Consider the following 25,026-nt stretch of genomic DNA (forward strand, 5'->3'; position numbering starts at 1 on the left):
GTAGCTCTGCGAGGTGGGCCAAAGTAACCACAGAGACTCATGGGACTACGCGATCGCGTGGGGGCGCAGCCACCTGCGGCATGCACGTACACCACTCCCATCCCCGCGATCCTGGTCACGCCAAGTGCCGGCCAGGATCGCGAGGGAAGGGGAGCTGCGCGGCGCTGTTGTTGGTCACGGCTGCGCCGCGCCCTTCACGGTCTCGGGGTGCACCGCGCTCGTTGCGTGCACATGCCCAGCACCAAGATCGCCCCACCTGTCACACACGTAACGGCCAGGGCGAGGCGGTACAAAAGTGACCATTGAGACTTCTGGGACTCAGCGCAACGCGCGAGGGCGCAGTCCGATGCGCAAAGAAAGCGCCATCGGTCCGCCACCACCTACGGCGTGCACGCACAGCTGCCCCTTTCCCCGCGATCCTGGCTAAGCACTTGGCGTGGCCGCCCGCTGTCAACCCTGAAACCTCGCCCCCGAGCCCGTGCAACCAGGAGCCTGCGCGAGGCCGGCGTCAGCCGGGGGTTGAGAGCGGGCGGCCACGCCAAGACAATGTGAGCCAGCGGGGATGAACCACTCACCCCGGAATCACCGGCAACAGGACATAGGGACGCTGCCCGGCGCGGCTGCTCAACGTGGTGCGTCCGCTGTAGTCGGGGTGGTCGCGGTCGCCGGGCAGCTCGTGCCAGTACGCGCCGCTGCCCCGCAGCTCCCGGCCGTAGGTGAGTTCGGGTTCGCCGGGTAGGTCGTGGGTGTAGTCCTGGCCGCGCACCGAGAGCCCGATGCGGTGACCGGCGGGCGCGACGATCGACAACGGCCAGATTTCGACGTCGACCTCGTAGGTATCGCCGGGAGTCAGCGGAGACGGTGCGGTGTGGGAATGCCAGGGGCGGTAGGGCAGTGACCGGTCGGTGTCCAGGGCTCGGTGGGATACGCGGAGCCAGCCCTGCGCGAGCGGACCGTGCGGCTCGAACGCGGTGGGGAAGAGCACCTCCGCTCCGTCGGGGTCGAACAGGTGCATCGTGACGAACAGGTCCGCGTCCGGGGTGCTCGACGCCACGAACAGCTTGAGGGCCGCCGGTCCGGTGAGCTCGAGCTCCTGGGTCAGCGTGGGGAGGGTGAACAGGATCCCGCTGGACCTTGCCTCGAACGAGACCTCCTGGGTGCCCGCCGACGGCTCTTCGGTGAGCGCGCCCGAGTCGAGGTCAAGGTAGAAGGGCGTCCAGTGGGTGCGGGCCAGAGGCCACTCCTGCTCCTCGCGCACGAAGAAGCTGTCCGGGGTGCGCACTTTCAGCTGTACCGGGGGTCGAGAGTCCCAGCCGTTGTTCTCGCCCTTTAGGAAGTGGTCGAAGAACCGTCGCTGCAGGTCGACGCCGTAGTCGGTGTAGAACTCCGTCCAGTGTTCGAGCCCGTGCACCTCGAGCCACTTCTGTTCGGACGAGACGCGGGTGAACGCTTCGAAGTTGCCGCGCGAGTGCAGTCCCATCCCGCCCCAGTTCGAGCTGGACAACACCGGGACGGTGATCTTCTCCAGCACGGCGGACCGCTCGCGGTAGTAGTCGTCGTCGGTGGGATGGGTCAGTAGAACGTCGTCGATAGCGATGGCGTTCTCGTCGAGTTGGGCCGGGGGGAGCGTCGACTTGCCGGACACGCGGCGACCGGTGTGCGGGTTCACCGGAGCCTCGGCGCGCCCGTGCTGCACCGGCCGGACCTGGTAGGGCATCCAGCTGGGCATGAACTCGGTCGGGATGCCGCCGTGGTGGGTGTATTCGCGGTAGAAGTCGGAGGCGCCTTCCCAGGGGCAGATCGCCGCCAGGTGCGGTGGCGCGAGCTCGGCGACCAGCCACTGGTTGCTGGCGAGGTAGGAGATCCCCAGCAGGCCGACCTTGCCGTTGCTCCACGGCTGGACGCCGGCCCATTCGATGCTCTCGTACAGGTCGCGGCTCTCTCTCGGCGAGAAGAAGTCGATCGCGCCCTCGCTCCCGCCGACTCCCCGGGTGTCGATCCGGACGCAGACGTAGCCGTTCGGTACCCACCGTTCCGGGTCGGGGAACTCCCACACCTGGTAGGCGTTGGTGGATCGGGTGGTGAGCTCCGGATGGTCGTTCATCAGGCAGGTGAACTGGTGTGCGTAACCCTCGGCGAACGGAAGCCCTTTGCCGTAGGGCCCCGCGGCCAGCAGGACCGGATGGGGTTCGTCGTCGTCCGGGCGGAACACGTCCGCGGCCAGTGTCAGGCCGTCGCTCGTGCTGATCCGGACGTCCCAGTCGATGCGCATCCCGTCGCGCTGTTCGCTCTCGGGCAGGTAGTGCTCGCTCATGGATGGTTCCTCTCTTTGTCCGTGGGTGGTCATCGGGTGCGCCGCGTCGGCATGGCGGCCATGGCGACGAGGCCGAGCAGGGGGATCACGCTCAGTTGGACGAGACCGGCGGCCCGCCAGCCCAGGTGCGCCTGGAGCGCGGCGAAGACGTAGCCGGACACGCTGGCCGGGATGTACATCGCGGCCACGAAGAGCCCACTGACCCGGCCGACGTAGCGCACGTCGACCGATCGCTGCATCAACGAGCTCGTGTTCGTGTAGACGATCCCGGTGAAGGCGACTCCCAGCAGCAGCGACAAGATCATCTGGATGGGGAACGGGGCGGCGAAGCCGAAGATGCCGATGCCGAGGACCGCGATCCCGAGGAATCCCGCCATGTTGAACGCGCGTTGGTTCACCCGGTCGGCCACGACGCCGCACAGCACGGAGCCCACCGCGCCGAGACCGAACATGCTCGCCGCCCAGCTCGCCTGCGCCGGCGTGAATCCGTGCGCCTCGCGCAGGTAGGTCGGGTAGAGACCGAGGTAGCCGTAGATGGTGAACCCGCCCGCGACCGCGGCGCACGCGGCGCAGACCACGCGCTGGTTCAGCAGACCCGGAAGTGGCGCGGCCCCGCCGGTGTCGGCCCCGGTGGACCCTCGGCCGACCTCGGTCACCGACCGGGGGACCGTGAGGTACACGAGAGCGAGGATCAGCAGCCCCAGCCCGCCGAAGACGACGAGCGGGATGCGCCAGTCGCCGGTCGCGGACCGCAGCGCCCCACCGAGCAGCGGGCCGGTGAACGCGCCCAGCCCGAACGCCGCGTTGACCGAACCGATCGCCACGCCGCGATGCCGGGCGAAGTACGCGCCCACCGCGGCGTAGAGCGCGGCGTTCTGCATTCCCTCGCCGACGCCGGACAGGATGCGCCAGAGCGCCATGTCCGCGACCCCGACGGCGGCGGCCTGCAGCGCGCAGCTGACCGAGAAGACCAGCAGGCTCGCCAGGATGAGCTTCTTGCGACCCACCCGGTCCGCGAGGTAACCGGCCGGGATTCCGGCGAGGCCCATACCCAGGGTGAAGATCGTCGACAGGGTCCCGGCCTGGCCGCCGGACAGGAGATAGGTCGCCTTGATGTCCGGCAGCAGAACGGCGAAGACCTGCCGGTCCATGGCATTGATGAGATACGACAGGTCGAGGACGAGAAGGATGACCAGCGCGCGCCGCCCGAGGGAGGTCGACAGCGACAGGGATGCGCTGGACTCCGGCCGGGCGGCGACGTCGTTGTCGCGCGCGAGATCAGGGGAGGACATGAGTGGTCTCCTGGGGTGCCGTGGTGACCGGGAGGAGGAGTCGAGCCGGGGTGGGGCCGGATGGTCAGGAAGCGGCCCAGCCGCCGTCGATCAGGAGGCTGTGGCCGTGGACGTACGAGGCGGCGGGAGAGGCGAGGAAGGCGACGGCGGGTGCGATGTCGGCGACCTCACCGACCCGGCCGGCGGGGGTGCTGTCGAGCATCTGTCGCTCGTAGTCCGCGTCCGCGAAGAGATGTGCGTTCATGCTGGTCCGAACGTTGCCGGGGGCGACGGCGTTGACCCGGACGCCCTTCGGCGCGAACTCCGCCGTGAGCGACTTGACGAGCAGCTCGACGGCGCCCTTGGTCGCGCAGTAGGCGCTCGAGTTCGGGAAGCCCACATGGCCGCAGATCGACGAGACGAAGATGACGCTGCTGCCCTCACCCAGGTGGCTCGCGGCGCGGCGGGTGAGCCGGAACGGCGCCCGGACGTTGATCGACCACTGGCTGTCGAGCACGTCGTCGGAGGTGTCGCCGAAGGGTGTCGGGAGGAAGACGCCCGCCGCGTGGACCAGGATGTCGATCGCGCCGAACCGAGCCAGGGCCCTGTGCACGACCTCGTCCGGGGCACCGTCGGCTCCGATGTCGGTCTGGACGATCTCGGCGTCCGCCCCCGCCGAGGTGAGCTCGGCGTGTACGTCGGTCAGCCGGTCGCGGTCCCGCCCCACCAGGACGACCTTCGCGCCCGAGCCGCTCAGCTCCCGGGCGATCTGCGCCCCGATCCCGGAGCTGGCGCCCGTCACGATCGCGACCATGTCGCGCAGAGGCTGCCGCTGACTGCTCATGTGCATCCCTCGTTAATGTAAGAAAACTTGCATTAACGGAAGTATGCGGGCCGCGCAGCACTAACGCAAGGTTTCTTACAAAAGGGGTCTGGTCAGTGCTGGCCGAGTGCTCGGTCCACCAGTTCGGCCAGGTCGGCGTCGGGACTGTCGTAGCCGAAGATGGCCCGCAGGTAGATCGGCGCGAGGATCAGGTCGAAGATCCTCGCCACGGTGGGCGGCTCGTCGTCGGCGGTGCTGCCGTGGTCGATCGCCCGCTGGATCTGGTCGGTGCGCCGGCGTAGGTAGTCCGCCGCGTCGGTCGCCGCCGGCGTTCCGGCTCCTGTGTGTCCGGCTGCGCTGGTCGCGGCCAGCGCACGGAAGAAGGCGAACCCCTCACGGGTCTTGACCTGCGCCGCGACCGCATGCGCCCAGGTCAGCAGATCGCTGCGCAGGTCCCCGGTGTCGGGGAACGGTGACTCCTCGTTGAGCTCGGTCACCGCGACGTCGAGGACCAGCGACTCGACGGTTCCCCAGCGCCGGTAGATCGTCACCTCGTGGACGCCGGACCGCTCCGACACCTCACGGACGGAGACCGTGTCCCGTCCCTCGACGAACAGCTCCCGCACGGCGGCGTGCACCGCCTGCCTGGTTCGTGCCGTCCGCCCGCCGGGACGGCCCCGACCATCGGGTGCCTTCGTCATGGTCCGAAGGCTAGCCGAGCCGGATGTTCTCAGGGTCTCAGGAACACTGGTTGCCGATCCAGGAAGGGGTCGGGCAGGCTCACTGACTCCGCGCCCGAGCCACACAGGAAGTCACGAGGCCGACACGATGACCCGAGCCGCCCGGCTGCTGATGGTGATGTTGCTGTCCCTGCTGGTCCTCACCGGCTGCGGACCGTCGAGCCATTCGGCGGCCGACGGCTCCACACAGGAGTCGATCCCGGCCGACCCGACCGGCACCGCGGCGGACAACCAGCCGATCGACGAGTCGTGCCCCACCAGCAACACGATCTCGTTCGCGAAGACGAAGTTCGTACTCCACTCCGGTCTGGCTTTCGGGGCGTTCCACCGTTACCTCTACAAGCCGTACCAGGCAGGGACGTTCAAGAAGGGCGCGAAGGGCCGGATCGGCGCCTTCGTCAAGGGCGGGCTCGCCGCACTGTTCGTCAAGCGGGAGATCCGATTGGCGAGCGAGGACGTCAAGGCCAACCCGACGCTGTGCAAGGCGATCGCGGCGCCGCTCGGCAAGATCGGTGACGGGGTCAAGGCGGCGCTCGACAAGCTCAAGACCGGCGACGCCAGCGGCGTCACCTCGGTGAACGGGCTCGTGTCACAGGTCAGCGACACGTCGAGCAAGGACGGTGTGGCGATCACCGAGAACGACGATCCCGATCTGACCTCGACCCCGAAGTGACCACGCCGTCGGCATGTCCGGAAGGGTTACGTCCTGGTCACCGTGATCAGGCCGCGCAGACGCTCGAGGTCGAACTCGTTGTTCCCGCGCAGTGCCTCGATGAGTGAGCGCACCTCACCGAAGGTCCCCCGGCCGGCCTTGAGCCCGAGGAAGTCCTTGGTCACCGCCGGGCCCCACTGGGCGAGGCCGGAGGCGGTGAACGGCGACCAGCCGGTCTCGACCGTGTCGTCGAACATGTCGCCGTCGCTGAAGTGTTCGACGAGGAAGCCGTCGGGGTCGCGCCAGTAGTCGAAGATCTGTGAGCCCTCGACGTGCCGGCCGACTCCCCAGGAGTGGTGGTAGCCCTCGTCGCCGAGATGCCGACCGCCGGCGGCGAGTGCGTCGAGGTCGGCCACCTGGTAGGCGGAGTGCAGGTAGCGGTCGGCGGGGCCGAGCGCCATGGCCAGCGTGTGGTGGTCGGCCGGTGTCGCGCCGCGGTCGCAGCGGACGAAGCTCATCGTGGGGCCGCGCTCCCGTTGGCCCTCGTAGTACTGGAAGTCGCTGACGATCAGCCCAAAGTGCTCCAGGTACCAGTTCAGGGTCTCGGAGTAGCGGGTGGACTGCAGGACGACATGCCCCACCCGCTGCACCCGCGCCGGTTCCCTCGGTGGACGCTGGATGGCGTTGGACCGGGCCAGCCGGTGGCCGGAGTTGAAGTCGTGCGGCGCCTGCTGGGGCAGCGGGTCGAGCTGTCTGACGTCGGCGACGACCGACACACGCAGGCCCGTCGGGTCGGTCAGCTCGATGCCGGACCCGCCGAGGGACTCGGCCAGCGGCCGGACCTGACGGCCGGTCCTGCCGGCCAGCCGGTGCAGGTCGGCGGTGGCGCCGGCCAGGAACGTGGGCCCGAGGAACCGTGAGCCCGGACCCTTGCGGATGAGGACGCACGGCGCCCCGGCGTCGGTGCCGCGCAGGTGAAGCTCGCTGTCGGTCCGCAGGGTCGTGCTGAAGCCGAAGGCGTGGGCGAACCGCTCCGCACGGGCCAGGTCCGGTTTCTCGAACTCCAGCCAGGCCAGGTCATGGACCTTCATGATCGGGTTCCGTGCACGGCCGGGATGTTCCCCTCGCCGGGCGCCGTGCTCACTGTGCAGATCGCTGTGGTCGGCCATCAGATGCTCCCCGTCGCGGCCGCACGCAGGGTGGCCGAGTAGTCGGTGCCGACGACCCCGGTGATCACCGGGTTCGTCGCACCGGCCGTCCGGTAGCGCTCGATGCCGCGTTGCACGTCGGCGACGTCGCCGAGCGCGCACAGGCTGTCGATGAACTCCTCGCTGATCGCCTGCTTCTGCGCCTCGCGGTCCGGCGCGGCGGCGTCGTACGCGGCGAGGTCCTTGCCGTATCCGGCCGTCTCGAACATGGCGCGGTAGAACGGCAGCCCGAAGTAGCGGTGCAGCTCGGTGCGCACCCCGTCGAGCATGACCGAACGGTCGGTCCCGACCGCCGCCGGGATGGCGGCGCCGATCGCGAACCCGTCGAGGTCCTTGCCGGCGCGCCGGCGGCCGGTCGTCACCTCGGGCACCACGACGTCGCGCACGTAGTCGGCCGGCGTCGCCCAGAGCAGCACCCCGTCGGCGTGCTCGCCCGCGAGGCGCAGCATCGCCGGGGACAGCCCGGCCAGGTGGATCGGGATGTCCGCGCGCGGGGTGAACCCCATGAACGCGAAGGTGGAGCGCCAGCGCTGCCCTTCCGGCGGCGGTTCGCCGGCCAGGATCGCGCGCACGATCGCCAGGTACTCGCGCATCTCGGGTACCGGCCTGCCGATGTCCTGGCCGTGCCAGCCGCCCATGGTGACCCGGTGTCCGGTGCCCAGCCCGAGCCGGAACCGCCCGTCGGACAGCTCGTCCAGCGTCGCCGCGGTCTGGGCCATCGACGCGGGCGAGCGGTGATAGATCGGCGCCACCGCGGTGCCGAGGTGGATGCGTTCGGTGTGCGTGGCCAGCCCGGCGAGCAGCGTGAACGAGTCGCGGGCGGCGATGTGTGAGCAGAGGACGGAGTCGTAACCGAGCTCTTCGGCCAACCGGGTGTACCCGACCGCCTCGGCGAACGGCACCATCGGCAGGATCTGGCAGCTCAGCGTCTGGTTCACCGGGCCACCAGCGGGTTGCGCAGCTGCCCGACGCCCTCGATGCGGCTGACCAGCGTCGTCCCGGGGGAGAGGAACCGGGGTGGGATGCGGGCCATGCCGACGCCGGGTGGTGTTCCGGTGAAGATCAGGTCTCCGGGCAGCAGCGGGCACACCGCCGAGAGCCGGGCGACCAGCTCGGGCACCGAGAACACCATGTCCCGCGTGCGGCCCTTCTGCAGCACCTCCTCGTTCACCGAGCAGGACAGCTCCAGGTCGTCCGGGTCGGGTAGCTCGTCCGGGGTGACGATCGACGGCCCGAGAGGGCCGAACCCGGGATAGGACTTGCCCAGGGAGAACTGGGGCACCGGTCCGGCCAGCTGCAGTGCGCGCTCGGAAAGATCCTGTCCGACGGTCAGCCCGGCGACATGTGACCAGGCGTTCTCCTCGGCGACGTCGTCGGCCCGACGCCCGATCACCACGACCAGCTCGACCTCCCAGTCGACGCCGGCGCTCGGCAGCCGCACGGTGTCGTACGGCCCGGTCAGGCACGAGGCGAACTTGGTGAACACCGCGGGTGTGGCGGGGACGCCGACTCCGGACTCGGCGGCGTGGTCGCGGTAGTTCAGCCCGATGCCGAAGATCTGCGCGGGACACAGGACCGGAGCGCCCAGCTGCTCGTCGGCGTACGGGACGCCGTCGCCGTCGGGGCGGTCCTCTGCCCATTCGCGCAGCTCGTCCCACCGCGCGAACACCGCGTCCGGGTCGGCGTCGAACCGGCCGCCGCTGGCCGCCTCGACGTCCACCGCCCCCGCCTCGGTCAAGAGTGCTAGTCGTCCGGAAACCCTGGCCACGCGCATCTCGTCAGCTCCTCCTGGATGGCGACCGCTTTTGCTTGAACTTTCAACACAGTGCCTCGGAAGTCTGGCTTCGTCAACGATATTCGCCTAAAATATCGATAAACTGGCGACGGAGAGGGTGGGCGGCATGACGGCAGACAGGGAAGTCCCGGTGCTGATCGTGGGGGCGGGTCCGGCGGGACTGACGCTGTCGAACCTGTTGTCGCGCTACGGCGTCCGCCACGTGCTGGTGGAGAAGCATCCGGGTACGGCGCACACACCGCGTGCGCACATCGTCAACCAGCGGACCGTGGAGATCTTCCGGCACCTGGGCCTGGAAGACCGGCTGCACGCGGTGGCGACCCCGAGCGAGCTGATGGCCAACAACGTCTGGCACACCAGCCTGGCGGGCACGGAGCTGGCGCGCTTGTGGGCCTGGGGCACCGGGCCGGACCGCGCCGCGGACTACCGCGCGGCCAGCCCCAGCCCGATGGTCAACTGCCCGCAGACGTTGCTGGAGCCGGTCCTGCTGGATGCCGCGCGCGAACACCCGGACGCCGAGCTGCTGTTCGAGCACGAGTTCCTGTCGTTCACCCAGGACGGTTCACCCGAGGACGGCGCGGTGCGTGCGCGGGTGCGGGATCGACGCTCGGGCGAGGAGTTCGAGGTGCGGTGTGCTCACCTCGTCGGTGCCGACGGGGCGCGCAGCAGGGTGGTCGAACAGGCCGGGCTCACCCTCGAGGGCCAGGCGGGCCTGGGTGCGGCGATGAACGTGTGGTTCGAGGCGGATCTGTCGAGCTATCTGGCACACCGCCCCGGCGTGCTCTACTGGCACGCCGCGCCGGGTACCCCGTACCTCACCGGCGCCGGCACGCTGATCTGTCACAAGCCGTGGACCGAGTTCGTCATGGTGATCGCCTACGACCCGGCGACGCAGACCGCGCCGGGCACCGAGGAGGTCGCGGTCCGTCACATCCGGCAGGTCGTCGGCGACCCGACGCTGCAGCCGGTGATCAAGGGTTTCGCCGAGTGGACGATCAACCACCTGGTGGCGTCGAGCTACCAGTCCGGTCGCGTGTTCGCCATGGGCGACGCGGTGCACCGGCACCCGCCGACCAACGGCGTCGGGCTCAACACCTCGATGGCCGACGCGTTCAACCTCGGCTGGAAGCTGGCGATGGTGCACCACGGTCGCGCCGACGCCTCGCTGCTCGACAGCTACACGGCCGAACGTCAGCCGGTCGGGCGACAGGTGGTCGACCGGGCGATCCAGAGCCTGGTGGAGATGGAGCAGGTGCACCGGGCGTTCGGGTTCCGTCCCGGCCAGTCCGAGGCGCAGGGCTGGGCCGCCCTCGACGGGCTGTACCAGCCGGGACCGGACGGCGACGCCCGGCGCGCGGACCTGTGCGCGGCCGTCGAACTGATGAACTACCAGTTCAATGCGCACGGCGTCGACCTCGGCTACCGCTACCGAACCGGCGCGGTGGTCCCCGACGGCGCACCCGAACCGACGCCCACCCGCGACCCGCAGCTCTACCACCACCCCACCACCTGGCCCGGCGCCTCGCTCCCGCACGCGTGGCTCGACCGCGACGGAACCCGGCTCTCGACCCTCGACTTGGTCTCCGGTACCCGGTTCAGCCTGCTCACCGGCGTCGGCGGGGAAGGCTGGGCGGAGGCTGCCGCCGCCGCGGGCAAGGACACCGGAACCGACATCGACGTGCACGTCGTCGGCACCCGCGACGGACTGTTCGACTGCTACGGGGAGTGGGGCCGGCTGCGCGGCACCGAGACCGACGGCGCGGTACTGGTCCGGCCCGACCGGCACGTGGCGTGGCGCAGCGGCTCCTACTCCGAGGCGGCCGCGGGTGATCTGACCCTGGTGCTTCGTCGGCTGCTCAGGGCGGCGACGTGAACAGCCCGACACGGCAAATCGCACGCAATATCGACATAGTGCAAAAATCGCGGATACAGTTTCGTGATGTCTGTTGATCGTGTGGCCGACCGTGGGGCGGGCACACGCACCGAAGAGGTCTTCGACGAGCTGCGCGCCGAGCTGCTCAATCTGAACGGGTCCTACCAGCCGGGCCAACGGCTGAAGCTGCTGGACCTGACCTCCCGCTTCGGTGCGAGCCTTTCGGTGATCCGCGAGGCGCTGACCCGGCTGGCCGAACAGGGGCTCGTGGTGGCGAGCCCGCAGCGCGGGTTCCGGGTGCGGGAGCTCTCGGTCACCGATCTGGCCGACCTGACGCGGGTCCGGGTGCAGATCGAGTCGCTGGCCTTCCGCCAGGCCGTCGAGGAAGGCGACGTCGCGTGGGAGACCTCGGTCGTCGCGACCCAGCACACCCTGGAGCGGACCCCGGCGGTCGGCGCCGACGGCCAGTTCAACGAGGGCTGGGCGATCGCCCACCGCGCCTTCCACCGGGCGCTGCTCGCCGGGTGCGGCAGTCCTCGCCTCGAGGTCATCGCGACCTCGCTACGAGATGCCGCGGAACTCTATCGCCGCTGGTACTGGGCACTCACCGACGATCACGCCCGGGACATCCCCGGGGAGCACCGACGGCTGCGTGACCTGGCGGTCGCCCGGGACGCGGATGCCGGCGTCGCGCTCCTGGTCGAGCACATCGAGCGTGCACCGCGCGAGCTCATCGCCTACGCGCGGCAACACGACCTGGGCGCGGGTCCGACCGAGACGGCCACCGCCTGACCGACGGTCGCCGTACGGCTCACCTCGCGCGCACGACGGGGGAGCTGTCGACGGTGTTGTACTTCCCGTACCGGTCAGGACTGTTGTACGGCCCGGAGTGTCTCGACCGCGTGGGTCGGAATCCGGATGGAGCGCCCCACTCGCACCGAGGGCAACTCGCCGGCATGCGCGAGCCGGTAGATCGTCATCTTCGAGACGCGCACCATCGCGGCGACCTCCGCCACGGTGAGAAGCGTCCTGTCTGTCTCGGGCTCGGGGCTCCGCGCCGCGCTCTGTCGGGTCTCGTTGTCCATGAGTGTCCTGTCGCCACCGCTGGGGCAAATGTTACTCATGAGTAGAAGTGACGCATGTTGCCTTACTTGTGCAATCAGGTGGCGCCCGACGTAGATAGTCTACTTGACGATATTTTAGTGTTAGAAGACAATGACGAGGAGCCCACCAGGAGGAGTGCCATGTCAACGGCGACGACGACGTCGGCTGAGGCCACGATGCCCGACGAGATCGCTCGCGCGGTCGTACTGCCGGAGTCCTACGTGGACGAGAAGACGACCAGCTACCCGGCATTCCGGTGGCTGCGGGAGAACAACCCGCTGGGGGTGGCCCGGGTCGAGGGATTCGACCCGCTGTGGATCGTCACGAAGTTCGCCGACATCCAGAAGGTCGAGGTCGACAACAAGACCTTCGGCGTCGGTGAGCACAATCCGATCCTGGCCACCCAGGCGGGCGACGAGTTCTTCCGCTCGATGTCCCCCGAGGGCAAGGTCCGCAACATGGACGTCGTCGTCTACATGGACCCGCCCGAGCACGACAAGATCCGCAAGATCTTCAACCCGTGGTTCCGTCCGGGCAACGTGCGCCGCTTCGAGGACCAGCTCCGTGAGCTGGCCAAGAAAGAGGTCGCCCGGATGATGGACTACGACGGCGAGGTCGACTTCATGGCCGACATCGCGGGATGGTTCACCCTGCGCGCGATCGTCACGTTGTTCGGGGCGCCGATGGAGGACGAGCAGATCTTCATGGACCTGTCGAAGGCGTTCTTCGGCGGTAGCGACCCGGAGGAGAAGCGCGACGACGTCGGGGACGACCCCGCCGCGGCCGCCCAGCAGTGGGCCAACACCGTCCGCGACTTCAACACCTACTTCACCCAGAAGACCCAGGAGTACCGGGGCCGCTCCGGCGAGGACCTGCTCTCGATCATCGCCAACTCGGAGGTCGACGGCGAGCCGATCAACGACGGCTACGCGAACGGCCAGTACATCGCGATGGTCACCGCGGGCCATGACACCACCAGCGCGACCGCGTCGGGCACCATGCTGAAGATGATCGAGCAGCCGGAGCTGCTCTCCCGCGTCGCCTCGGACATCTCGCTGGCACCGAAGCTGGTCGAGGAGGGCGTGCGCTGGGTGTCGCCGGTGAAGCACTTCATGCGCACCGCGCTGTGCGACACCGAGCTGCGTGGCCGCCGCATCAAGGAGGGCGAGCGGCTGATGATGTGCTTCCCGTCCGGCAACCGGGACGAGGAGTCCATCCGGGATCCCGAGGTCTTCGACCTCGATCGCAAACCCAACCGTCACCTGGGGTTCGGCCACGGCGCGCACATGTGCATCGGTCAGCGAATCGCCCGCTCCGAACTGCAGATCTTCTGGGAGGAGCTGCTGCCCAAGCTCAAGTCGGTCGAGCTGGCGGGGGAGCCGAAGTACCTGCAGACCAACTTCGTCGGTGGTCTGAAGAGCCTGCCGATCCGGTTCAAGAAGGCCTGACGCCCTCCGCCGGATGCGGGTCGGATCAGGGCCCGGTCCGGGGCGGCAGGTCGAACAGCAGACTCGCGGGTGTGGCCGCCGTGACGGTATCGACGCGGCTCAGCGTCGATGCGGTCTCGTCGAGCCGGAACGACACGAGCAGGTCGCTGTCCTGGTCGGCGACCACGGCGAACCGTCCGTCCGGGGTGAGCGTGAAGTCCCTCGGTTCGCGGCCCAGCGTGGGCTCGGCGCGGACCAGGGTCAGCTCGCCGGCCGTGCCGTCGACGCGCAGCACCGCGAGGCTGTCGTGGCCCCGGTTGGCCACCAGGACGTGTCCGCCGGACGGTGTCACCCGGATCGCGGACGCCTGGTTGTGGCCGGTGAACCCGTTCGGCAGGGTGGCGGTGACCGCGACCGGCAGGAATGTCTCACCGCCGCGACGCGCGGTGAGCACTGTGCTGTCCAGCTCGTTCACCACGAACAGGTGCTCTCCGTCGGGATGGAACGCGAGGTGGCGCGGCCCGGCGCCGGGAGCGACCGGAATGGTGGCCTCCGGCCGCGCGGTGAGCCGTCCTCCGGGCCCGAGCCGGTAGCTGAGCACCTCGTCGGTGCCCAGGTCGGGCACGAGCAGGTCACCGGTGACCGGGTCGAAGCCGATCATGTGAGGATGCGGGCCGGTCTGCCGGTCCGGATGGATGCTCGAGCCGCGATGGTGGACGGTGTCGGACGACTCGCCCAGGCTGCCGTCGGGCGCGACCGGGAACACGGTGATCGAGCCCCCGCCGTAGTTGGCAACCACGACGAACCGCCCGCTAGGGTCGAGCGCGAGGTGGCAGGCGGCGTCGCCGCCGGAGGGGCGGGAGTTCAGCTCGTCGAGCGCGCCGGTCGCCGGGTCGTGACGATAGGCGGTGACCCCACCGCCCGTGGCGCCCTCGAACCGCTCGGTCTCGTGCACCACGTACAGACGCCTGCCGGTGTGGTCGAAGGCGGCGTAGCTCGGGTTGCGGGCGGTGGCCAGCGGGGTGACTGCCCCGAACCGTCCGGTCGCGGTGTCGTACTCGGCGCCGAGCAGGCCGTCCGCCGTTCCGTCCACGTGCGGCAGCTTCTCGGTGTAGGTGTCGATTACCAGGTGCAACGAGGCCTCCAGCCTGGGATGCGGGGGGCTAGGCCCGACCGCGGGTGATCGTCTCGGTCATCCGGGCGAGCGGGAGGAAGCCGATCAGACAGATGGCGGCGAGCACTATGTAGTGCACCGGGAAGCCGTAGTGCTCGATGATCCAGCCGGCGACGACCGAGGCGAACAGCCCGGACACCCCTACCGCGATGCCGATCATGAGGCCCATCGCTGTCCCCGCCGCCTTCGGCACCGAGTCGATCAGCAGCGCGTACACCACGGGGAAGGGCGCGTTGCGGAACAGTCCCCAGGCGAGCAGCACGATCCAGGCGCTCGTCGTGCCGTGGATGGCGATCATCGCGAGGAGCGTGACCGCCCAGCCGGTGATCAGGAACGCGATCGCGAACTTGCGTCCGATGTGGTCGGACAGCGAGCCCCACAGGATCTGCCCGATCCAGCCGGTCAGCCCGGATGCGCCCGCGATCAGCGCCGCCTGGCTGCCGCTCATCCCGAGCTGGCCGAACTGCGTGGTCAGGAAGGTGACCGCGCCCGCCTCGCCCCACAGGAACAGGAAGATGAGCAGGATGGACCAGCGCACGTTGGAGCTGCGCAGCGCTTCGCGTACCGGCGCCAGTACCGGTCCGGTGAGCCGGGTGGACAGTTCGGGCTGAGGGCGGGTCAGGCCGTTGCGGTCGATCCAGTCGTAGACGCGTTGCTGCTTGGCCCGGGTGCCGATCACCGCCTGCAGGATCATGATCGGGATGCCGAGCAGTGGGATGAGCAGGAAGGCCTCTCGCCAGCTCGCGGTGCTGAGCACCACGGCGATCAACGCACCGGTGGCGAACTGACCCAGTGGGAAACCGATGTGATGCACTCCGACCGCGAAGCCGCGGAACTGCTTGGGCCACCATTCGCTGACGATCGCCACGTTGACCGGCTCGGAGCCACCCCGGCTGATGCCCATGGGGATGCGCAGCAGGATGAACGCCAGGAAGCTGCCCGCGAAGCCGAACGTGAGCACGCCGCCGAGGATGGCCAGGAGCATGGCGATGTTCCAGACCAGCGTGCGCCGGTAGCCGGTTCCGATCCGGTCGGACAGCCAGCCGAAGATCAGCCCACCGGCGAGCAGGCCGGCGTTGAACACCGAGTTGACCGCGCCGGCCTGCGACGTACTGAGCCCGAACTCCTGGGAGATTTGCGGCAGCACGGTCGGCAGGATGCCGCCGTCGATCGCCGTCATCAGGATCGCGCCGCTGGTCACCGCCAGGGTCAGCCAGGAGATCGGATGCGCGCGTGGCATCCAGTGCACGGGCGGAGCGGTGGGCTGTGCCTCGGTGTGGCGAGTCGCGTCAGACATTCGGTGCTCTCACTCCGTTGATCTCAGCGCTGAGCGGCGTGGGGTGGGCGCTGGTTGTCTTTCTGATCGCCCGGTGAAAGACGATACATCAGATCAATGGCTCAAGATATTGCCGAATGCGCTGTACCGCAGAGGGCGAATTTCTCCGATCGATGAGTAAAGAACCTGTTCAAGCGCTGCACACCGTGATGTTTGTGCTGCTACGCGGGCGACGCCACGTCAGATACACATCTGATGGGTATGCGGATTGAGGGTGCAGATCATGCGGTGGTGGCGACTGTTCGCCGAGACCACCACAGGCGAAGCAGCGCGACGGTGAAGAACACCGCGCCCAGCACTGCGTAACCGGGGATGCTGGACAGGCTCGGCTGGCTGGCAGCGGCCTTGGCGATGAAGGTGAATCCCACGATGCAGGACAGACCGCCGCTGATGATCAGTGGCCACTGACCCTGGTGGGAGCGGCGCCGGGCGAGCGCGACGACGAGTTGTCCCAGTCCGGCGACCGTCGCCCAGATGCCCCATACCCGGAGGATCGCCGGCAGGCTGCTCGCGGCCGCAAGGCCCAGTGCGATCGCGGCGGTCACGCTGACCGCGACGTTGAAGGCCAGGCCGGAGCGGGCTGCTCTGGTGAGGGCCTCGCGACGGCTGGTCAGTACGGCGTCGGTGATCACGGCGGCGGCGTCGACGGCGGGATACAGAACGACGAGTACCGCGATCGTGGTCGAGAGGCCAGGCCCGGCGGCGGCCAGCGAGGCGGCCCATGCCAGCGCGAACAGGATTCTTGCCAGGTAGAGGGTGGCGGGCGCGGCGAAGTCCCCTCGCGTGGGTGACTGCGGGCTGGCGGTGTCGTTGGCGACCATTCCGGGTGCTCCTTGATCGTTCCGTGGGTAGAAAGACTGTTCTCTCTCTTTGAGGTTGCACGGACGAGCTCGCCTTGTCAAGAAAGACTGTTCTTTCTGTTATGGTGTGCCGATGACGACCCCGCAGGGTTCCGCCGGACGGTCCGAGGCCCGGGAACGTCTGCTGGCCACGGCCAGCCGGTTGTTCTACCGCGAGGGCATCCGCTCGGTCGGCGTCGAGCGCATCCTGGCCGAGGCCCCCGCCACCCGGGCGACGTTCTACCGCCACTATCCGTCCAGGGACGACCTGGTTCTCGCCTACCTGGGCAGTGTCGACACCCAGCTGCGCGCGCAGGTGCGGGCCGCGATCGACGCCGTTGCGTCCGCCGCCGACGCCGTGCGGGCCGTCGGAGCGACCGTCGCCGACGCGCTCGGCACGCCCGGATTCCTCGGGTGTGCACTCCTGCGAGCCGCGGCGGAGTTCCCGCATTCCGACGATCCGGTGCATCGTGTCGTCGCGGAGCATCGAGCCTGGTTCGCGACCACCATGACCGGCCTGTTCGCGCAGGTCTACGGGTCGGAGCCCGGGCGACCTCGGGTCGACCACGCCGCGCAACACTTCGTCATGCTGCGTGACGGCGCCATGTCCGCCGCCCACATCGACCACGCCGAGGACATCGCCATGGTCTTCCAGCGGGGGGTGGAGGGATTGCTGGCGGTGCTGCACACGGGCCCTGACCATGGCGCGGGTCCGCAGCCTCGCTGGCCGTCATGACCTGAGTCCGACCGCGTCCCGCTCAGCTGGACGAACGCGCTGGGAACGACCCGCCCAAGTGGTTGAATGCTGAACGACCAGGATCGGAAGGGGCGGGGAATGACATCGATATCGCTTCCGGAGGCATTCCGAGGGGTGATGGCGAACGTGGCCCAGCCGGTCACGGTGATCACCGTGAGGGAACGGGGCACACCGTACGGGACCACCGTGGGGGCGTTCACCTCCCTGTCGATGGAGCCCCCGATGGTGCTGGTCTGCCTGGATCGCCGGTCGGACCTGCTCGCCGTACTGCGCCGCGCGGGACGTTTCGGGGTCAACGTCCTTGGCTCATCGCACTCCGAGCTCGCGCTCCGCTTCGCCAAGAAGGGGACCGACAAGTTCCTCGGGGTCGCCTGGGACGACCAGGACGGCCTTCCTCGCCTCGGCGGTGCTCCGGGCTGGCTGGCCTGCGACGTCGCCGACCTGGTGGACGGCGGGGACCACGTGATCGTGCTGGGGACAGTGCTCGCGGCCCAGGCCGCCCATGTCGAGCCGCTGACCTATCACCGGCGGTCGTTCGGGACGCACGCGCCGCTGCGCGAGTCGGCCTGAGCCGAGGCCGGATCGCGTGTGTCACGCCTCGCAGAGCTCCGTGTCGTATCGCAGATGTTGCAGCGTCTGCGACGCGACCTGAGCCTCTGCGAAGTCCGTCCGACGTTATGTGTGTGATGGGGGATCAGGGCCGGCGAGGTGGCCCGGTTCGCTCGAGGACGAGGTCCAGCCGCGCGTGGCGGAAGGGGGCCGGGACGCCGAAGGTCGCCGCCTCCTGCTCGTCCGTGGTCTCGGCGAAGTCGACCACGAGGCTGTCCTTGACCGCGAACACCGCATCCGAGTCGAGGTACGGGCTCCCGGCGACGAACGCGTGGGTCGTCACCTCCCGATGGCCGGGGGCGCTGACGATGAAGTGGATGTGCGCCGGCCGGTAGGGGTGACGTCCGGATGCGGCGAGCAACCGGCCGACCGGGCCGTCGGTCGGGATGGGGTAGTGACTCGGCACCACGGTCCGGAACCAGAATCCGCCCTGTTCATCGGCTGTGAACAGGCCGCGGCCGTTGCCCGCCGGCTGGACGTCCGGCTGCTGGACGTCGTAGAAGCCGTCCTCGGTGCACTGCCAGACGTCCAGGACCGCGCCCGGCAGCGGCTCGCCGTCACCGCCCAGCACCCGCCCGGACACGACACACGACCGGCCGCCGCCCATCTCGTCGATCGAGTCACCGAGCGCCCGCTCTGGCGAGCCGGTCATGTGGAACGGTCCCAGCACTGTGCTCTCGGTACCCGCGCCCTGCCCGTTGATCGTCTCGACCAGTGAGGACACCCCCAGGACGTCGGACAGCAGGATGAACTCCTGACGCGTGTCGGTGCACTGCTTGCCCGTCTCGGTGAGGAAGTCGATCGCGTACTCCCACTCGGCGATCGACAGCTGGGTCTCCTCGGCGAAGGCATGGAGGTGCCCGACGAGCGATCGCAGCAGGTTTCGGAGCCGAGGGTCCGCTGTCGTGTCGAAGCTGGCCTGAACGGCCTTGGTGAACGTACTCGGCGCGTCGTGTGTCATGGTCGTTCTCCCACCTCGAGGGGCCTTGCGCGGTGTGTGGACGGTGTCATCGGCAGGCGAGCTCGATCGAGCCGAGCCGGTCGATCGTGGCGGTGACGACGTCGCCGGGCGTGACGGGCACGGCGGCGGTGAGTCCGCCGGACAGGACGATCTGGCCTGCCAGTAGACCTTCCCCTTCGGTCGCCAGCTGTCTTGCCAGCCAGGCGACGGCGGCGGCGGGATGGCCGAGCGAGGCCGCTCCGGACGCGGTGGCCACGACCACGCCGTTGTGCTCGAACACGACGCCGACGAGTCGTAGGTCGATGCCCGCCTCGGGGCGGGGCGCCCCGACGACGAAGCGGCTCGCCGAGGTGTTGTCCGCGATGACGTCGGCCATGGTGAACGAGTAGTCGCGGAACCTGGAGTCGAGGACCTCGATCCCGACGGCGACCCCTGAGGTCGCGGCGAGCACATCGGCAGCGGTGACCCGAGGGCCGGCCAGGTCGCGGCCGAGCACGAACACGATCTCCGGCTCGCACCGTGGCTGGATGAGCGCGGACGTGTCGAGTGGCGCTCCCATGTCCAGCGCGCCGGCGGCGGGAAGAAAGCCGTAGATGGGGTCGCTCACACCGACCTGAGCCTGTTTCGCCCGCGAGGTCACCCCGAGCTTCCAGCCCGCGATCGGACCGGCGGCCGTGCGCAGTTCGCGCTGGACCCGGTAGCCGGCCGGGATGTCCAGCCAGGGGTGCTGGTCGGTGAGCCTGCCGATCGCGGTCCGGCCGGCCTCGGCCTCGGCCAGCCGGGTCGCCAGTCCTGAGATGTCCATCCCGCTCACGCCACCCTCACCGTGACCGGTCCGAGCCGGTCGAAGTCGGCCCGGAACACGTCGCCCCGCTCCATCGGGACGGCGGCGTGCAGGGAACCCGTCAGGACCAGATGACCCGGTTCGAGGACGGTGCCGCGCTCGCCGAGTACGTTGGCGAGCCAGGCGAGTGCGGCCACCGGGTCGCCGAGCACGGCGGCTCCCGCGCCGGTGTCGATCAGCTCGCCGTTGCGGCTCAGGCTCATCCCGATGAGGCGGGTGTCCATGTCGTCGAGCGGGACGATCCGGCTGGAGACGGCCGCGGCGCCGTTCGAGGCGAGGTCGGCGACCGTGTCCGCGAGCGTGATCCGCCAGTCCGCGATCCGGGAGTCGATGATCTCCAGTCCCGCGACGGCTCCGGCGATGGCGGCCCGGGCCCTGGTGACGGTGACCCCCGGCCCGGACAGCCGCTCACCGAGCACGAACACGATCTCGGCCTCGATCCTCGGTGCGATGAAGCGGTCGAGCGGGATCGCGTCGCCGTCGCGGTAGAGCGTGGATGCCAGCACGGGGCCGTAGTCGGGCGAGTCGACACCGAGCATCGTCCGCATGGCCTCCGAGGTCAGGCCGACCTTGTGCCCGATGACCCGGTCGCCGTCCGCGAGGAGCAGCGCGAGCAGCTCCCGCTGGATGGCATAGCCCTCGTCGACTCCGAGTCCGGGGTCGTCGTCGGTGAACGGAGGTACCGCCACCCGGGTGCGGCGGGCGTCGTAGAGGGCGCGGGCGCGGGCCGCCGGGGTGATACTCACGCTGCGATTCCTTTCAACGATTGGTGCGACGGCTCCAGTTTTTCCTCGTGACCGACGTCGGCAAAGGGCCGCGTCCAGCGCAGTGGGACGTGCCGGCCGCCTGCGCGTTCGCTCAGAAGTCCAGCTCCGGGTCGACGGCAAGACCGTCGTCGACAGGCACGCCCTCGGACCGCAGCGTGATGCCCGACGCCGCGGCCTGCAGGTCCAGGAGAACGGCGAAGTCCTCCTCTGCCCGGCCGCTGCCGATGCTCGCCTGCACGAACGCCGCGGTCAGCGCCGCGAGCGGCAGTGGCACGTCGAGCCTGCGTGCCTCGGCGAGACCGAGGTCGAAGTCCTTGCGCAGCAGGGTGGGGGTGAAGGTCGGCGTGTAGTCGAGGTTGACGAACGCCGGTGTCTTGTAGCGGGTGAAGACCGAGCCCATGACGCTGTTGTTGAGGAACTCCAGGAAGGCGTGCCGTGACACGCCACCCTTCTCGGCCAGCACGGTGATCTCGGCAAGGCACTGCGTGACGACGCCCAGCATCACGTTGTGGGCGATCTTCACCAGCCGTGCCGCCTCGCCCTCGCCCACGTAGGTCGCCGAGGCGCCGATGTGCTCCAGCAGCGGTCGGACGCGCTCGAAGACCTGCTCGGTGCCCGAGGCGACGAGCGTGAGACCGCCCGAGCGGGCCACCGTGCCGTTGCCGCTCACCGGGCAGGCCAGGAACGCGACACCGAGCTCGGCGCACCGTCGGCGCACCTGCGCGGACTCCTCGGTGGCGATCGTGGAGCAGTCCACGAGCACCTCGGGCAGGGCGCCCGGACCCGCCAGCAGGCCCGCTTCCCCGAACAGCACCGCGTCGAGGTCGGCGGCGGTGGACACCATGGTGAAGACCACGTCGCTCGTGCGCAGCTCGGAGATCGAGGACGCCACGGTCGCGCCGAACCTGGTCAGCGGCTCGGCCTTCGCCGCCGTGCGGTTCCACACGGTCAGCGCGACGCCGGCCCGCGCGAGGTTCGCGGCCATTGCGACACCCATCCGGCCGGTGCCTATCCAGCCGACACGCATCTCCATGCCCCACCTCCACTGCAATCGTTTGCTATCGACCACGATGCTCCCTGGTGAGGACCCGGGTCAAGAGTCGGGTCGGAGTAGACCGGCGGGGGTTCAGGTCGCAGTAGGCTGCAGCGATGGCCAGGCCGACCTTGCGTGACGTAGCGGCGGCGGCCGGGGTCCACATCGCGACCGCCTCGCGGGCGCTCAACTCCGGGACCCGGTCCAAGGTCAACGACCAGACCGCCGAGCGAGTGATCGCGGTGGCGGAGCGGCTGGGCTACATGCCGGACCCGGTCGCGCGCAGCCTCAAGACCGCGCGTAGCCGCAGTATCGGGCTGGTGATCCCGGACATCGCCAATCCGCTGTTCCCACCCATCATCCGCGGCATCGAGTGCCGCCTCGAGGCCGACGGCTACGACCTGGCCATCGTCAACACGGACAACGACGCCCGCCGGGAACGACGGCTCATCGAGTCCCTGCTCAGCCGTAAGGTCGCCGGGCTGATCATCGCCACCGCGCGACGCGAGCACGCGCTGCTGGAGGAGCTGCACGCCCGAGGCCTCGCGCTGGTGCTGATCAACCGCGACAGCGAGGGGCTCGACGTTCCCGCGATCACCCCGGCGGACGCGGACGGGATGCGTCTTCTCGTGGCGCACCTCGCGGACCTCGGACACCGGCGGGTCGCCTTCGTCGGCGGGCCCCCCACGACGTCGACCGGCTGGCGGCGGGCACGGGCGTTCGTCGACGCCGTCCGGGAGCACGACCTGGTGTCCCGGGGAGGGTGGCGGACCTCATCCGACTCGTGGAGCATCCCGGGCGGTCACGCGGCGATGTCGGAGCTACTCGAGGACACCACGCCGCCGGCGTTCACCTCGGTGATCGCGGCGAACGACCTGCTGGCGCTGGGCTGTTGTGACGCGCTGTGCGAGCGGGGCCTCACCCCCGGGACCGACATCAGCGTCGCCGGGTTCAACGGCATGGACTTCCTCGACCGGCTGGCCGTGCCGCTGACCTCGGTGCGGATCCCGCACCGAGCGCTCGGCGAGCGTGCGGCCGAGCTGCTCCTCGACCTCATCGGACGCAACCAGGTCGGCTCGGCCACCATGTCGGCCGAGCTTCCGGTCCAGCTCATCCCCCGCGCGTCCACAGCCCCGCCCTCCCCGACCGGCTGAGCCCTCACCGATCGAGGCGCGGTCGGCGGTTCCCCGGTGGGTCAGAGCTTGAGCTCGTCCCTGGCGGTCCCGCCGAGGACCCGCTCCAGGTCCGCAGCTCCCAGGCCGGCCGTCGCCGTCCGGACGCGGCCGATCCAGTCGGTGGCCGTGACGCGTGGGGCGTCGGTGCCCAGGACGAGACGGTCGGCGCCCAGCGAGTCGACCATGAACCGGTAGACCTGAGGATCGTCGGTGAGGGACGTGTCGTAGTAGAGCGTGCGCAGCTCACCGCGCAGGTCGTCGACGAGCCACTGCGTCTGACGCAGGCACTCGGTGATCTCCTCGAAGCGTCGCCAGAGGTAGGGAACCGTGCCGCCCATCGGCGAGATGATCCAGCGGATCGAGGGGAAGCGGCGCGTGACCCCGGACACGACCAGATGGATCGCGGCGAGCCCGGCCTCCTGCGGCCCACCGAGCTTGGGTCCGAGCAGGTAGCTGTCCAGCCCCGTGGACACCGTGTCGGGGGTGCCGACCGGGTGGACGAACACGGTCGTACCGCGCCGGTCGAGCTCGGACCAGAGCGGCTCGAACACCGGGTCGCTCAAGGAGCGACCCAACGCTGTCGTCCCGATCCCGATTCCCGCGAACCCGAGATCGTCGAGGCAGCGCGCGGCCTCGGCCACGGCCGCGTCGATGTGCGGGAGGGGGATGGCGCCGAACGCGCCGAGTCGTCCGCCCCACGGCGCGACGGCGTCCGCGTAGAGATCGTTCGCCAGCCGCGAGACCTCGGTCGAGCCGTCGGCGTCGGCGAAGTACGGCTGGTTGTGTCCGAGCCCGATCAGCTGCCGCTCGAGCCCCGCCGCGTCGAGGTCGGAGAGCCGGTCGTCGAGCTGCGCCGGGTGCTCGGGCCATGCCTTGCGGCCACCGCTGAACCGGGCGAACGCCTCGGTGAACGCCGGTGGGAAGTAGTGCGCGTGAACGTCGATCATGGTCTGCCTCACAGGAGAGAAGTGACGGTGTACGGGTCCTGATCGAGCAGGACCTTGCCGTGCAGCTCACGGGGAACGCTGGCGCCGGTTCCGGCGTGCCGGCTGGCGACGTTGAGGTCCCGGAAGATCCGCTGCAGCGGATTGACGTCGGCGAACGACCCCGCTCCGTGCGCCGAGACGAGCAGGTCCATCGCCTCCTTGATCAGCTGGCTCGCGGTCGCCCCGTCGAGCCGGTTGCGGCTGCGCAGCTGCAGGTCGATGCGGGTACCGGCGCGGGCGTGGTCGTCGATGACCTCGGCGGTGCGGTGGAGCAGCAGATCGGCGACATCGATCTTGTGTGAGGCCTGCGCGATCTCGCTCTGGAACGAGACGGAATCGGACTGCTTCGCGTAGCTGGTGGTCGTCACCGAGCGCTGCGAGGCCTTGTCGCACACGTACTCGAAGGCCGTTCGGATCGCGCCCAGCTGGGCTCCCAGCAGGCTGAGGATCTTGATGCCCACCACGTTGCTCTGATAGAGCGGCTCCTCGGGATAGGCGTCGGCGAGCGCTCCGGACAGGACCTGCTCCTGGGAGAGGATGCGGTCGTCGGGAACGAAGACGTCCTCGGCGAGGACCGTGTTGCTCGCCGTGGCGCGCATGCCCATGACGTGCCAGGTGTCCTCCACCGACAGCTCGTCCATGGGGATGAGCGCGAGGCCCGCCCCGGAGCCCTTGCCGCCGCTGCTGGGGATGCCCATCATCGCCCACTGGGCGATCTGCGAACCCGAGGAATAGCCCCACCTACCGGTCAGTCGCACCCCGCCGTCGACCTGCTCGGCCCGGACGCTGGGTGCCAGTACCGAGATCGTGGCCGCGTTCGGGTCCGATCCCCAGACCATGCGGCGAACCTTGTCCGGGAACAACGCCGCGTGGAGGTTGCCGGTGTTGAGGATGCCGGTGACCCAGGCCGTCGAGGTACAGCCGCGGCCGAGCTCCGCGGTGACGTCCAGGAGCGTGCGCACGTCGGCCTCGTGACCGCCGAACGCCTTCGGAACGGTCAGTCGCAGCAGTCCGCCGTCGCGGAGCGCGGACGCGGTGCGGTCGGTGAGCCCGCGTTCCCGATCCTGCTGCGCGGCGTCCTCCTGGAGCTGCCCGCGCAGCTGAGCGGCGGCGGCGACCAGCCGGTCGTGGGTCGCATCGGCGTCGGTCGGATTTCGAGGGTTGTCGAGAGAGGTGTTCATGGGCCGCAGTGTTCACCTCAGCCGCTGACCGTGACAAACCATTGCAGCCAACTTTCTCGATTGCCCAGGACAGTCGTCCAACCCTGCTGGACAGCGTCAGGTACCAGGCTTCACGCCGAGTCCGGCGTGGTGCTCGCAAACGTTTGTCAGCGCGCGA

The 25,026-nt window shown here is 69.5% G+C and carries 24 protein-coding genes; 7 read left to right on the forward strand and 17 right to left on the reverse strand.

Features of this window, described 5'->3' with window-relative positions:
- Window positions 1–571: 571 nt before the first annotated feature.
- The 4 genes from G406_RS0123895 to G406_RS0123910 all read right to left on the reverse strand — a co-directional run bounded on the left by G406_RS0123895 (window position 572) and on the right by G406_RS0123910 (window position 5,109).
- A complete protein-coding gene (locus G406_RS0123895) occupies window positions 572–2,314 on the reverse strand; it encodes a CocE/NonD family hydrolase (protein WP_037078289.1) in 1,743 nt (580 codons plus the stop codon).
- A gap of 29 nt (window positions 2,315–2,343) precedes the next feature.
- The gene (locus tag G406_RS0123900) at window positions 2,344–3,606 is read right to left on the reverse strand and encodes an MFS transporter (RefSeq protein ID WP_028935710.1); all 1,263 of its coding nucleotides are present in this window, start codon (window positions 3,604–3,606) and stop codon (window positions 2,344–2,346) included.
- Window positions 3,607–3,670: 64 nt separating this feature from the next.
- A complete protein-coding gene (locus G406_RS0123905) occupies window positions 3,671–4,429 on the reverse strand; it encodes an SDR family NAD(P)-dependent oxidoreductase (RefSeq protein WP_028935711.1) in 759 nt (252 codons plus the stop codon).
- 92 nt (window positions 4,430–4,521) lie between these two features.
- Window positions 4,522–5,109 carry a TetR-like C-terminal domain-containing protein gene (locus G406_RS0123910; protein WP_028935712.1) on the reverse strand — a complete coding sequence of 196 codons (588 nt, stop codon included), beginning with the start codon at window positions 5,107–5,109 and terminating at the stop codon, window positions 4,522–4,524.
- Between the two features lie 127 nt (window positions 5,110–5,236).
- Between G406_RS0123910 and G406_RS49420 the strand changes: the two genes are divergently transcribed.
- Window positions 5,237–5,821 (forward strand): hypothetical protein, encoded by a 585-nt coding sequence (locus G406_RS49420; RefSeq protein ID WP_051342578.1) that lies wholly within the window; start codon window positions 5,237–5,239, stop codon window positions 5,819–5,821.
- Between the two features lie 26 nt (window positions 5,822–5,847).
- Here G406_RS49420 and G406_RS0123920 read toward each other — a convergent pair whose 3' ends face one another.
- Genes G406_RS0123920 through G406_RS0123930 form a run of 3 tightly spaced genes read right to left on the reverse strand, consistent with a single transcriptional unit; the run spans window position 5,848 to window position 8,746 of the window.
- Complete coding sequence (locus G406_RS0123920) at window positions 5,848–6,969, reverse strand: VOC family protein (protein ID WP_028935713.1); 1,122 nt, start codon at window positions 6,967–6,969, stop codon at window positions 5,848–5,850.
- Window positions 6,969–7,946: an LLM class flavin-dependent oxidoreductase gene (locus G406_RS54495; RefSeq protein ID WP_051342579.1), complete on the reverse strand. Its 978-nt coding sequence runs from the start codon at window positions 7,944–7,946 to the stop codon at window positions 6,969–6,971. Before G406_RS54495 ends, G406_RS0123920 begins: the two co-directional genes overlap by 1 nt.
- Window positions 7,943–8,746, reverse strand: coding sequence for a fumarylacetoacetate hydrolase family protein (locus G406_RS0123930; protein ID WP_342666238.1), 804 nt, complete (start codon window positions 8,744–8,746; stop codon window positions 7,943–7,945). The genes G406_RS54495 and G406_RS0123930 overlap by 4 nt, the downstream gene beginning before the upstream one ends.
- Before the next feature lie 163 nt (window positions 8,747–8,909).
- Between G406_RS0123930 and G406_RS0123935 the strand changes: the two genes are divergently transcribed.
- Window positions 8,910–10,676, forward strand: coding sequence for an FAD-dependent monooxygenase (locus G406_RS0123935; RefSeq protein WP_028935715.1), 1,767 nt, complete (start codon window positions 8,910–8,912; stop codon window positions 10,674–10,676).
- Between the two features lie 66 nt (window positions 10,677–10,742).
- The gene (locus tag G406_RS49430; protein WP_051342580.1) at window positions 10,743–11,468 is read left to right on the forward strand and encodes a GntR family transcriptional regulator; all 726 of its coding nucleotides are present in this window, start codon (window positions 10,743–10,745) and stop codon (window positions 11,466–11,468) included.
- Window positions 11,469–11,542: 74 nt separating this feature from the next.
- On the opposite strand, the gene G406_RS0123945 is transcribed toward G406_RS49430, so the two are convergent.
- Window positions 11,543–11,761, reverse strand: coding sequence for a helix-turn-helix domain-containing protein (locus G406_RS0123945; RefSeq protein ID WP_028935716.1), 219 nt, complete (start codon window positions 11,759–11,761; stop codon window positions 11,543–11,545).
- Window positions 11,762–11,920: 159 nt separating this feature from the next.
- On the opposite strand from G406_RS0123945, the gene G406_RS0123950 reads away from it, so the two are divergent.
- Complete coding sequence (locus tag G406_RS0123950; RefSeq protein ID WP_028935717.1) at window positions 11,921–13,228, forward strand: cytochrome P450; 1,308 nt, start codon at window positions 11,921–11,923, stop codon at window positions 13,226–13,228.
- Between the two features lie 25 nt (window positions 13,229–13,253).
- Here G406_RS0123950 and G406_RS49435 read toward each other — a convergent pair whose 3' ends face one another.
- The 3 genes from G406_RS49435 to G406_RS49445 all read right to left on the reverse strand — a co-directional run bounded on the left by G406_RS49435 (window position 13,254) and on the right by G406_RS49445 (window position 16,538).
- Entirely contained in the window at window positions 13,254–14,342 is a 1,089-nt protein-coding gene (locus G406_RS49435; RefSeq protein ID WP_051342581.1) for a lactonase family protein, read from the reverse strand.
- Between the two features lie 28 nt (window positions 14,343–14,370).
- Window positions 14,371–15,678, reverse strand: coding sequence for an MFS transporter (locus G406_RS49440; RefSeq protein WP_051342582.1), 1,308 nt, complete (start codon window positions 15,676–15,678; stop codon window positions 14,371–14,373).
- 260 nt (window positions 15,679–15,938) lie between these two features.
- The gene (locus G406_RS49445) at window positions 15,939–16,538 is read right to left on the reverse strand and encodes a DUF308 domain-containing protein (protein ID WP_037078296.1); all 600 of its coding nucleotides are present in this window, start codon (window positions 16,536–16,538) and stop codon (window positions 15,939–15,941) included.
- Between the two features lie 112 nt (window positions 16,539–16,650).
- Between G406_RS49445 and G406_RS49450 the strand changes: the two genes are divergently transcribed.
- On the forward strand, window positions 16,651–17,292 hold the full coding sequence (locus G406_RS49450; protein ID WP_051342583.1) for a TetR/AcrR family transcriptional regulator: 642 nt from the start codon (window positions 16,651–16,653) through the stop codon (window positions 17,290–17,292).
- A 99-nt stretch (window positions 17,293–17,391) separates the two neighbouring features.
- A complete protein-coding gene (locus G406_RS0123975) occupies window positions 17,392–17,883 on the forward strand; it encodes a flavin reductase family protein (RefSeq protein WP_028935718.1) in 492 nt (163 codons plus the stop codon).
- A gap of 124 nt (window positions 17,884–18,007) precedes the next feature.
- On the opposite strand, the gene G406_RS0123980 is transcribed toward G406_RS0123975, so the two are convergent.
- The 4 genes from G406_RS0123980 to G406_RS0123995 all read right to left on the reverse strand — a co-directional run bounded on the left by G406_RS0123980 (window position 18,008) and on the right by G406_RS0123995 (window position 21,527).
- Window positions 18,008–18,883 carry a dioxygenase family protein gene (locus G406_RS0123980; protein WP_028935719.1) on the reverse strand — a complete coding sequence of 292 codons (876 nt, stop codon included), beginning with the start codon at window positions 18,881–18,883 and terminating at the stop codon, window positions 18,008–18,010.
- A 46-nt stretch (window positions 18,884–18,929) separates the two neighbouring features.
- Window positions 18,930–19,688, reverse strand: a complete 759-nt coding sequence (locus G406_RS0123985; protein ID WP_028935720.1) for a 2-keto-4-pentenoate hydratase — start codon at window positions 19,686–19,688, stop codon at window positions 18,930–18,932.
- 5 nt (window positions 19,689–19,693) lie between these two features.
- Window positions 19,694–20,473: a 2-keto-4-pentenoate hydratase gene (locus tag G406_RS0123990; RefSeq protein WP_028935721.1), complete on the reverse strand. Its 780-nt coding sequence runs from the start codon at window positions 20,471–20,473 to the stop codon at window positions 19,694–19,696.
- 112 nt (window positions 20,474–20,585) lie between these two features.
- Window positions 20,586–21,527 carry an NAD(P)-dependent oxidoreductase gene (locus tag G406_RS0123995; RefSeq protein ID WP_028935722.1) on the reverse strand — a complete coding sequence of 314 codons (942 nt, stop codon included), beginning with the start codon at window positions 21,525–21,527 and terminating at the stop codon, window positions 20,586–20,588.
- A 116-nt stretch (window positions 21,528–21,643) separates the two neighbouring features.
- On the opposite strand from G406_RS0123995, the gene G406_RS49455 reads away from it, so the two are divergent.
- Window positions 21,644–22,681: a LacI family DNA-binding transcriptional regulator gene (locus tag G406_RS49455; protein ID WP_037078298.1), complete on the forward strand. Its 1,038-nt coding sequence runs from the start codon at window positions 21,644–21,646 to the stop codon at window positions 22,679–22,681.
- A gap of 41 nt (window positions 22,682–22,722) precedes the next feature.
- Here G406_RS49455 and G406_RS0124005 read toward each other — a convergent pair whose 3' ends face one another.
- Together G406_RS0124005 and G406_RS49460 are read right to left on the reverse strand one after the other, a co-directional pair.
- Window positions 22,723–23,649: an amidohydrolase family protein gene (locus tag G406_RS0124005; protein WP_156935130.1), complete on the reverse strand. Its 927-nt coding sequence runs from the start codon at window positions 23,647–23,649 to the stop codon at window positions 22,723–22,725.
- 8 nt (window positions 23,650–23,657) lie between these two features.
- Window positions 23,658–24,869 carry an acyl-CoA dehydrogenase family protein gene (locus tag G406_RS49460; protein ID WP_051342584.1) on the reverse strand — a complete coding sequence of 404 codons (1,212 nt, stop codon included), beginning with the start codon at window positions 24,867–24,869 and terminating at the stop codon, window positions 23,658–23,660.
- Between the last annotated feature and the right edge of the window lie 157 nt (window positions 24,870–25,026).

Origin of the sequence: Actinospineispora spinosispora DSM 44797, assembly GCF_000429025.1 — a bacterium.
GTDB classification, from domain to species: Bacteria; Actinomycetota; Actinomycetes; order Mycobacteriales; family Pseudonocardiaceae; genus Pseudonocardia; species Pseudonocardia spinosispora.

Bases quoted from the DNA above. Each gene is read 5' to 3' on its own strand.
- G406_RS0123895 (WP_037078289.1), bottom strand. From the start codon at position 2,314: ATGAGCGAGCACTACCTGCCCGAGAGCGAACAGCGCGACGGGATGCGC.
- G406_RS0123900 (WP_028935710.1), bottom strand. From the start codon at position 3,606: ATGTCCTCCCCTGATCTCGCGCGCGACAACGACGTCGCCGCCCGGCCG.
- G406_RS0123905 (WP_028935711.1), bottom strand. From the start codon at position 4,429: ATGAGCAGTCAGCGGCAGCCTCTGCGCGACATGGTCGCGATCGTGACG.
- G406_RS0123910 (WP_028935712.1), bottom strand. From the start codon at position 5,109: ATGACGAAGGCACCCGATGGTCGGGGCCGTCCCGGCGGGCGGACGGCA.
- G406_RS49420 (WP_051342578.1), top strand. From the start codon at position 5,237: ATGACCCGAGCCGCCCGGCTGCTGATGGTGATGTTGCTGTCCCTGCTG.
- G406_RS0123920 (WP_028935713.1), bottom strand. From the start codon at position 6,969: ATGGCCGACCACAGCGATCTGCACAGTGAGCACGGCGCCCGGCGAGGG.
- G406_RS0123935 (WP_028935715.1), top strand. From the start codon at position 8,910: ATGACGGCAGACAGGGAAGTCCCGGTGCTGATCGTGGGGGCGGGTCCG.
- G406_RS49430 (WP_051342580.1), top strand. From the start codon at position 10,743: ATGTCTGTTGATCGTGTGGCCGACCGTGGGGCGGGCACACGCACCGAA.
- G406_RS0123945 (WP_028935716.1), bottom strand. From the start codon at position 11,761: ATGGACAACGAGACCCGACAGAGCGCGGCGCGGAGCCCCGAGCCCGAG.
- G406_RS0123950 (WP_028935717.1), top strand. From the start codon at position 11,921: ATGTCAACGGCGACGACGACGTCGGCTGAGGCCACGATGCCCGACGAG.
- G406_RS49440 (WP_051342582.1), bottom strand. From the start codon at position 15,678: ATGTCTGACGCGACTCGCCACACCGAGGCACAGCCCACCGCTCCGCCC.
- G406_RS49445 (WP_037078296.1), bottom strand. From the start codon at position 16,538: ATGGTCGCCAACGACACCGCCAGCCCGCAGTCACCCACGCGAGGGGAC.
- G406_RS49450 (WP_051342583.1), top strand. From the start codon at position 16,651: ATGACGACCCCGCAGGGTTCCGCCGGACGGTCCGAGGCCCGGGAACGT.
- G406_RS0123975 (WP_028935718.1), top strand. From the start codon at position 17,392: ATGACATCGATATCGCTTCCGGAGGCATTCCGAGGGGTGATGGCGAAC.
- G406_RS0123980 (WP_028935719.1), bottom strand. From the start codon at position 18,883: ATGACACACGACGCGCCGAGTACGTTCACCAAGGCCGTTCAGGCCAGC.
- G406_RS0123985 (WP_028935720.1), bottom strand. From the start codon at position 19,688: ATGGACATCTCAGGACTGGCGACCCGGCTGGCCGAGGCCGAGGCCGGC.
- G406_RS0123995 (WP_028935722.1), bottom strand. From the start codon at position 21,527: ATGGAGATGCGTGTCGGCTGGATAGGCACCGGCCGGATGGGTGTCGCA.
- G406_RS49455 (WP_037078298.1), top strand. From the start codon at position 21,644: ATGGCCAGGCCGACCTTGCGTGACGTAGCGGCGGCGGCCGGGGTCCAC.
- G406_RS0124005 (WP_156935130.1), bottom strand. From the start codon at position 23,649: ATGATCGACGTTCACGCGCACTACTTCCCACCGGCGTTCACCGAGGCG.
- G406_RS49460 (WP_051342584.1), bottom strand. From the start codon at position 24,869: ATGAACACCTCTCTCGACAACCCTCGAAATCCGACCGACGCCGATGCG.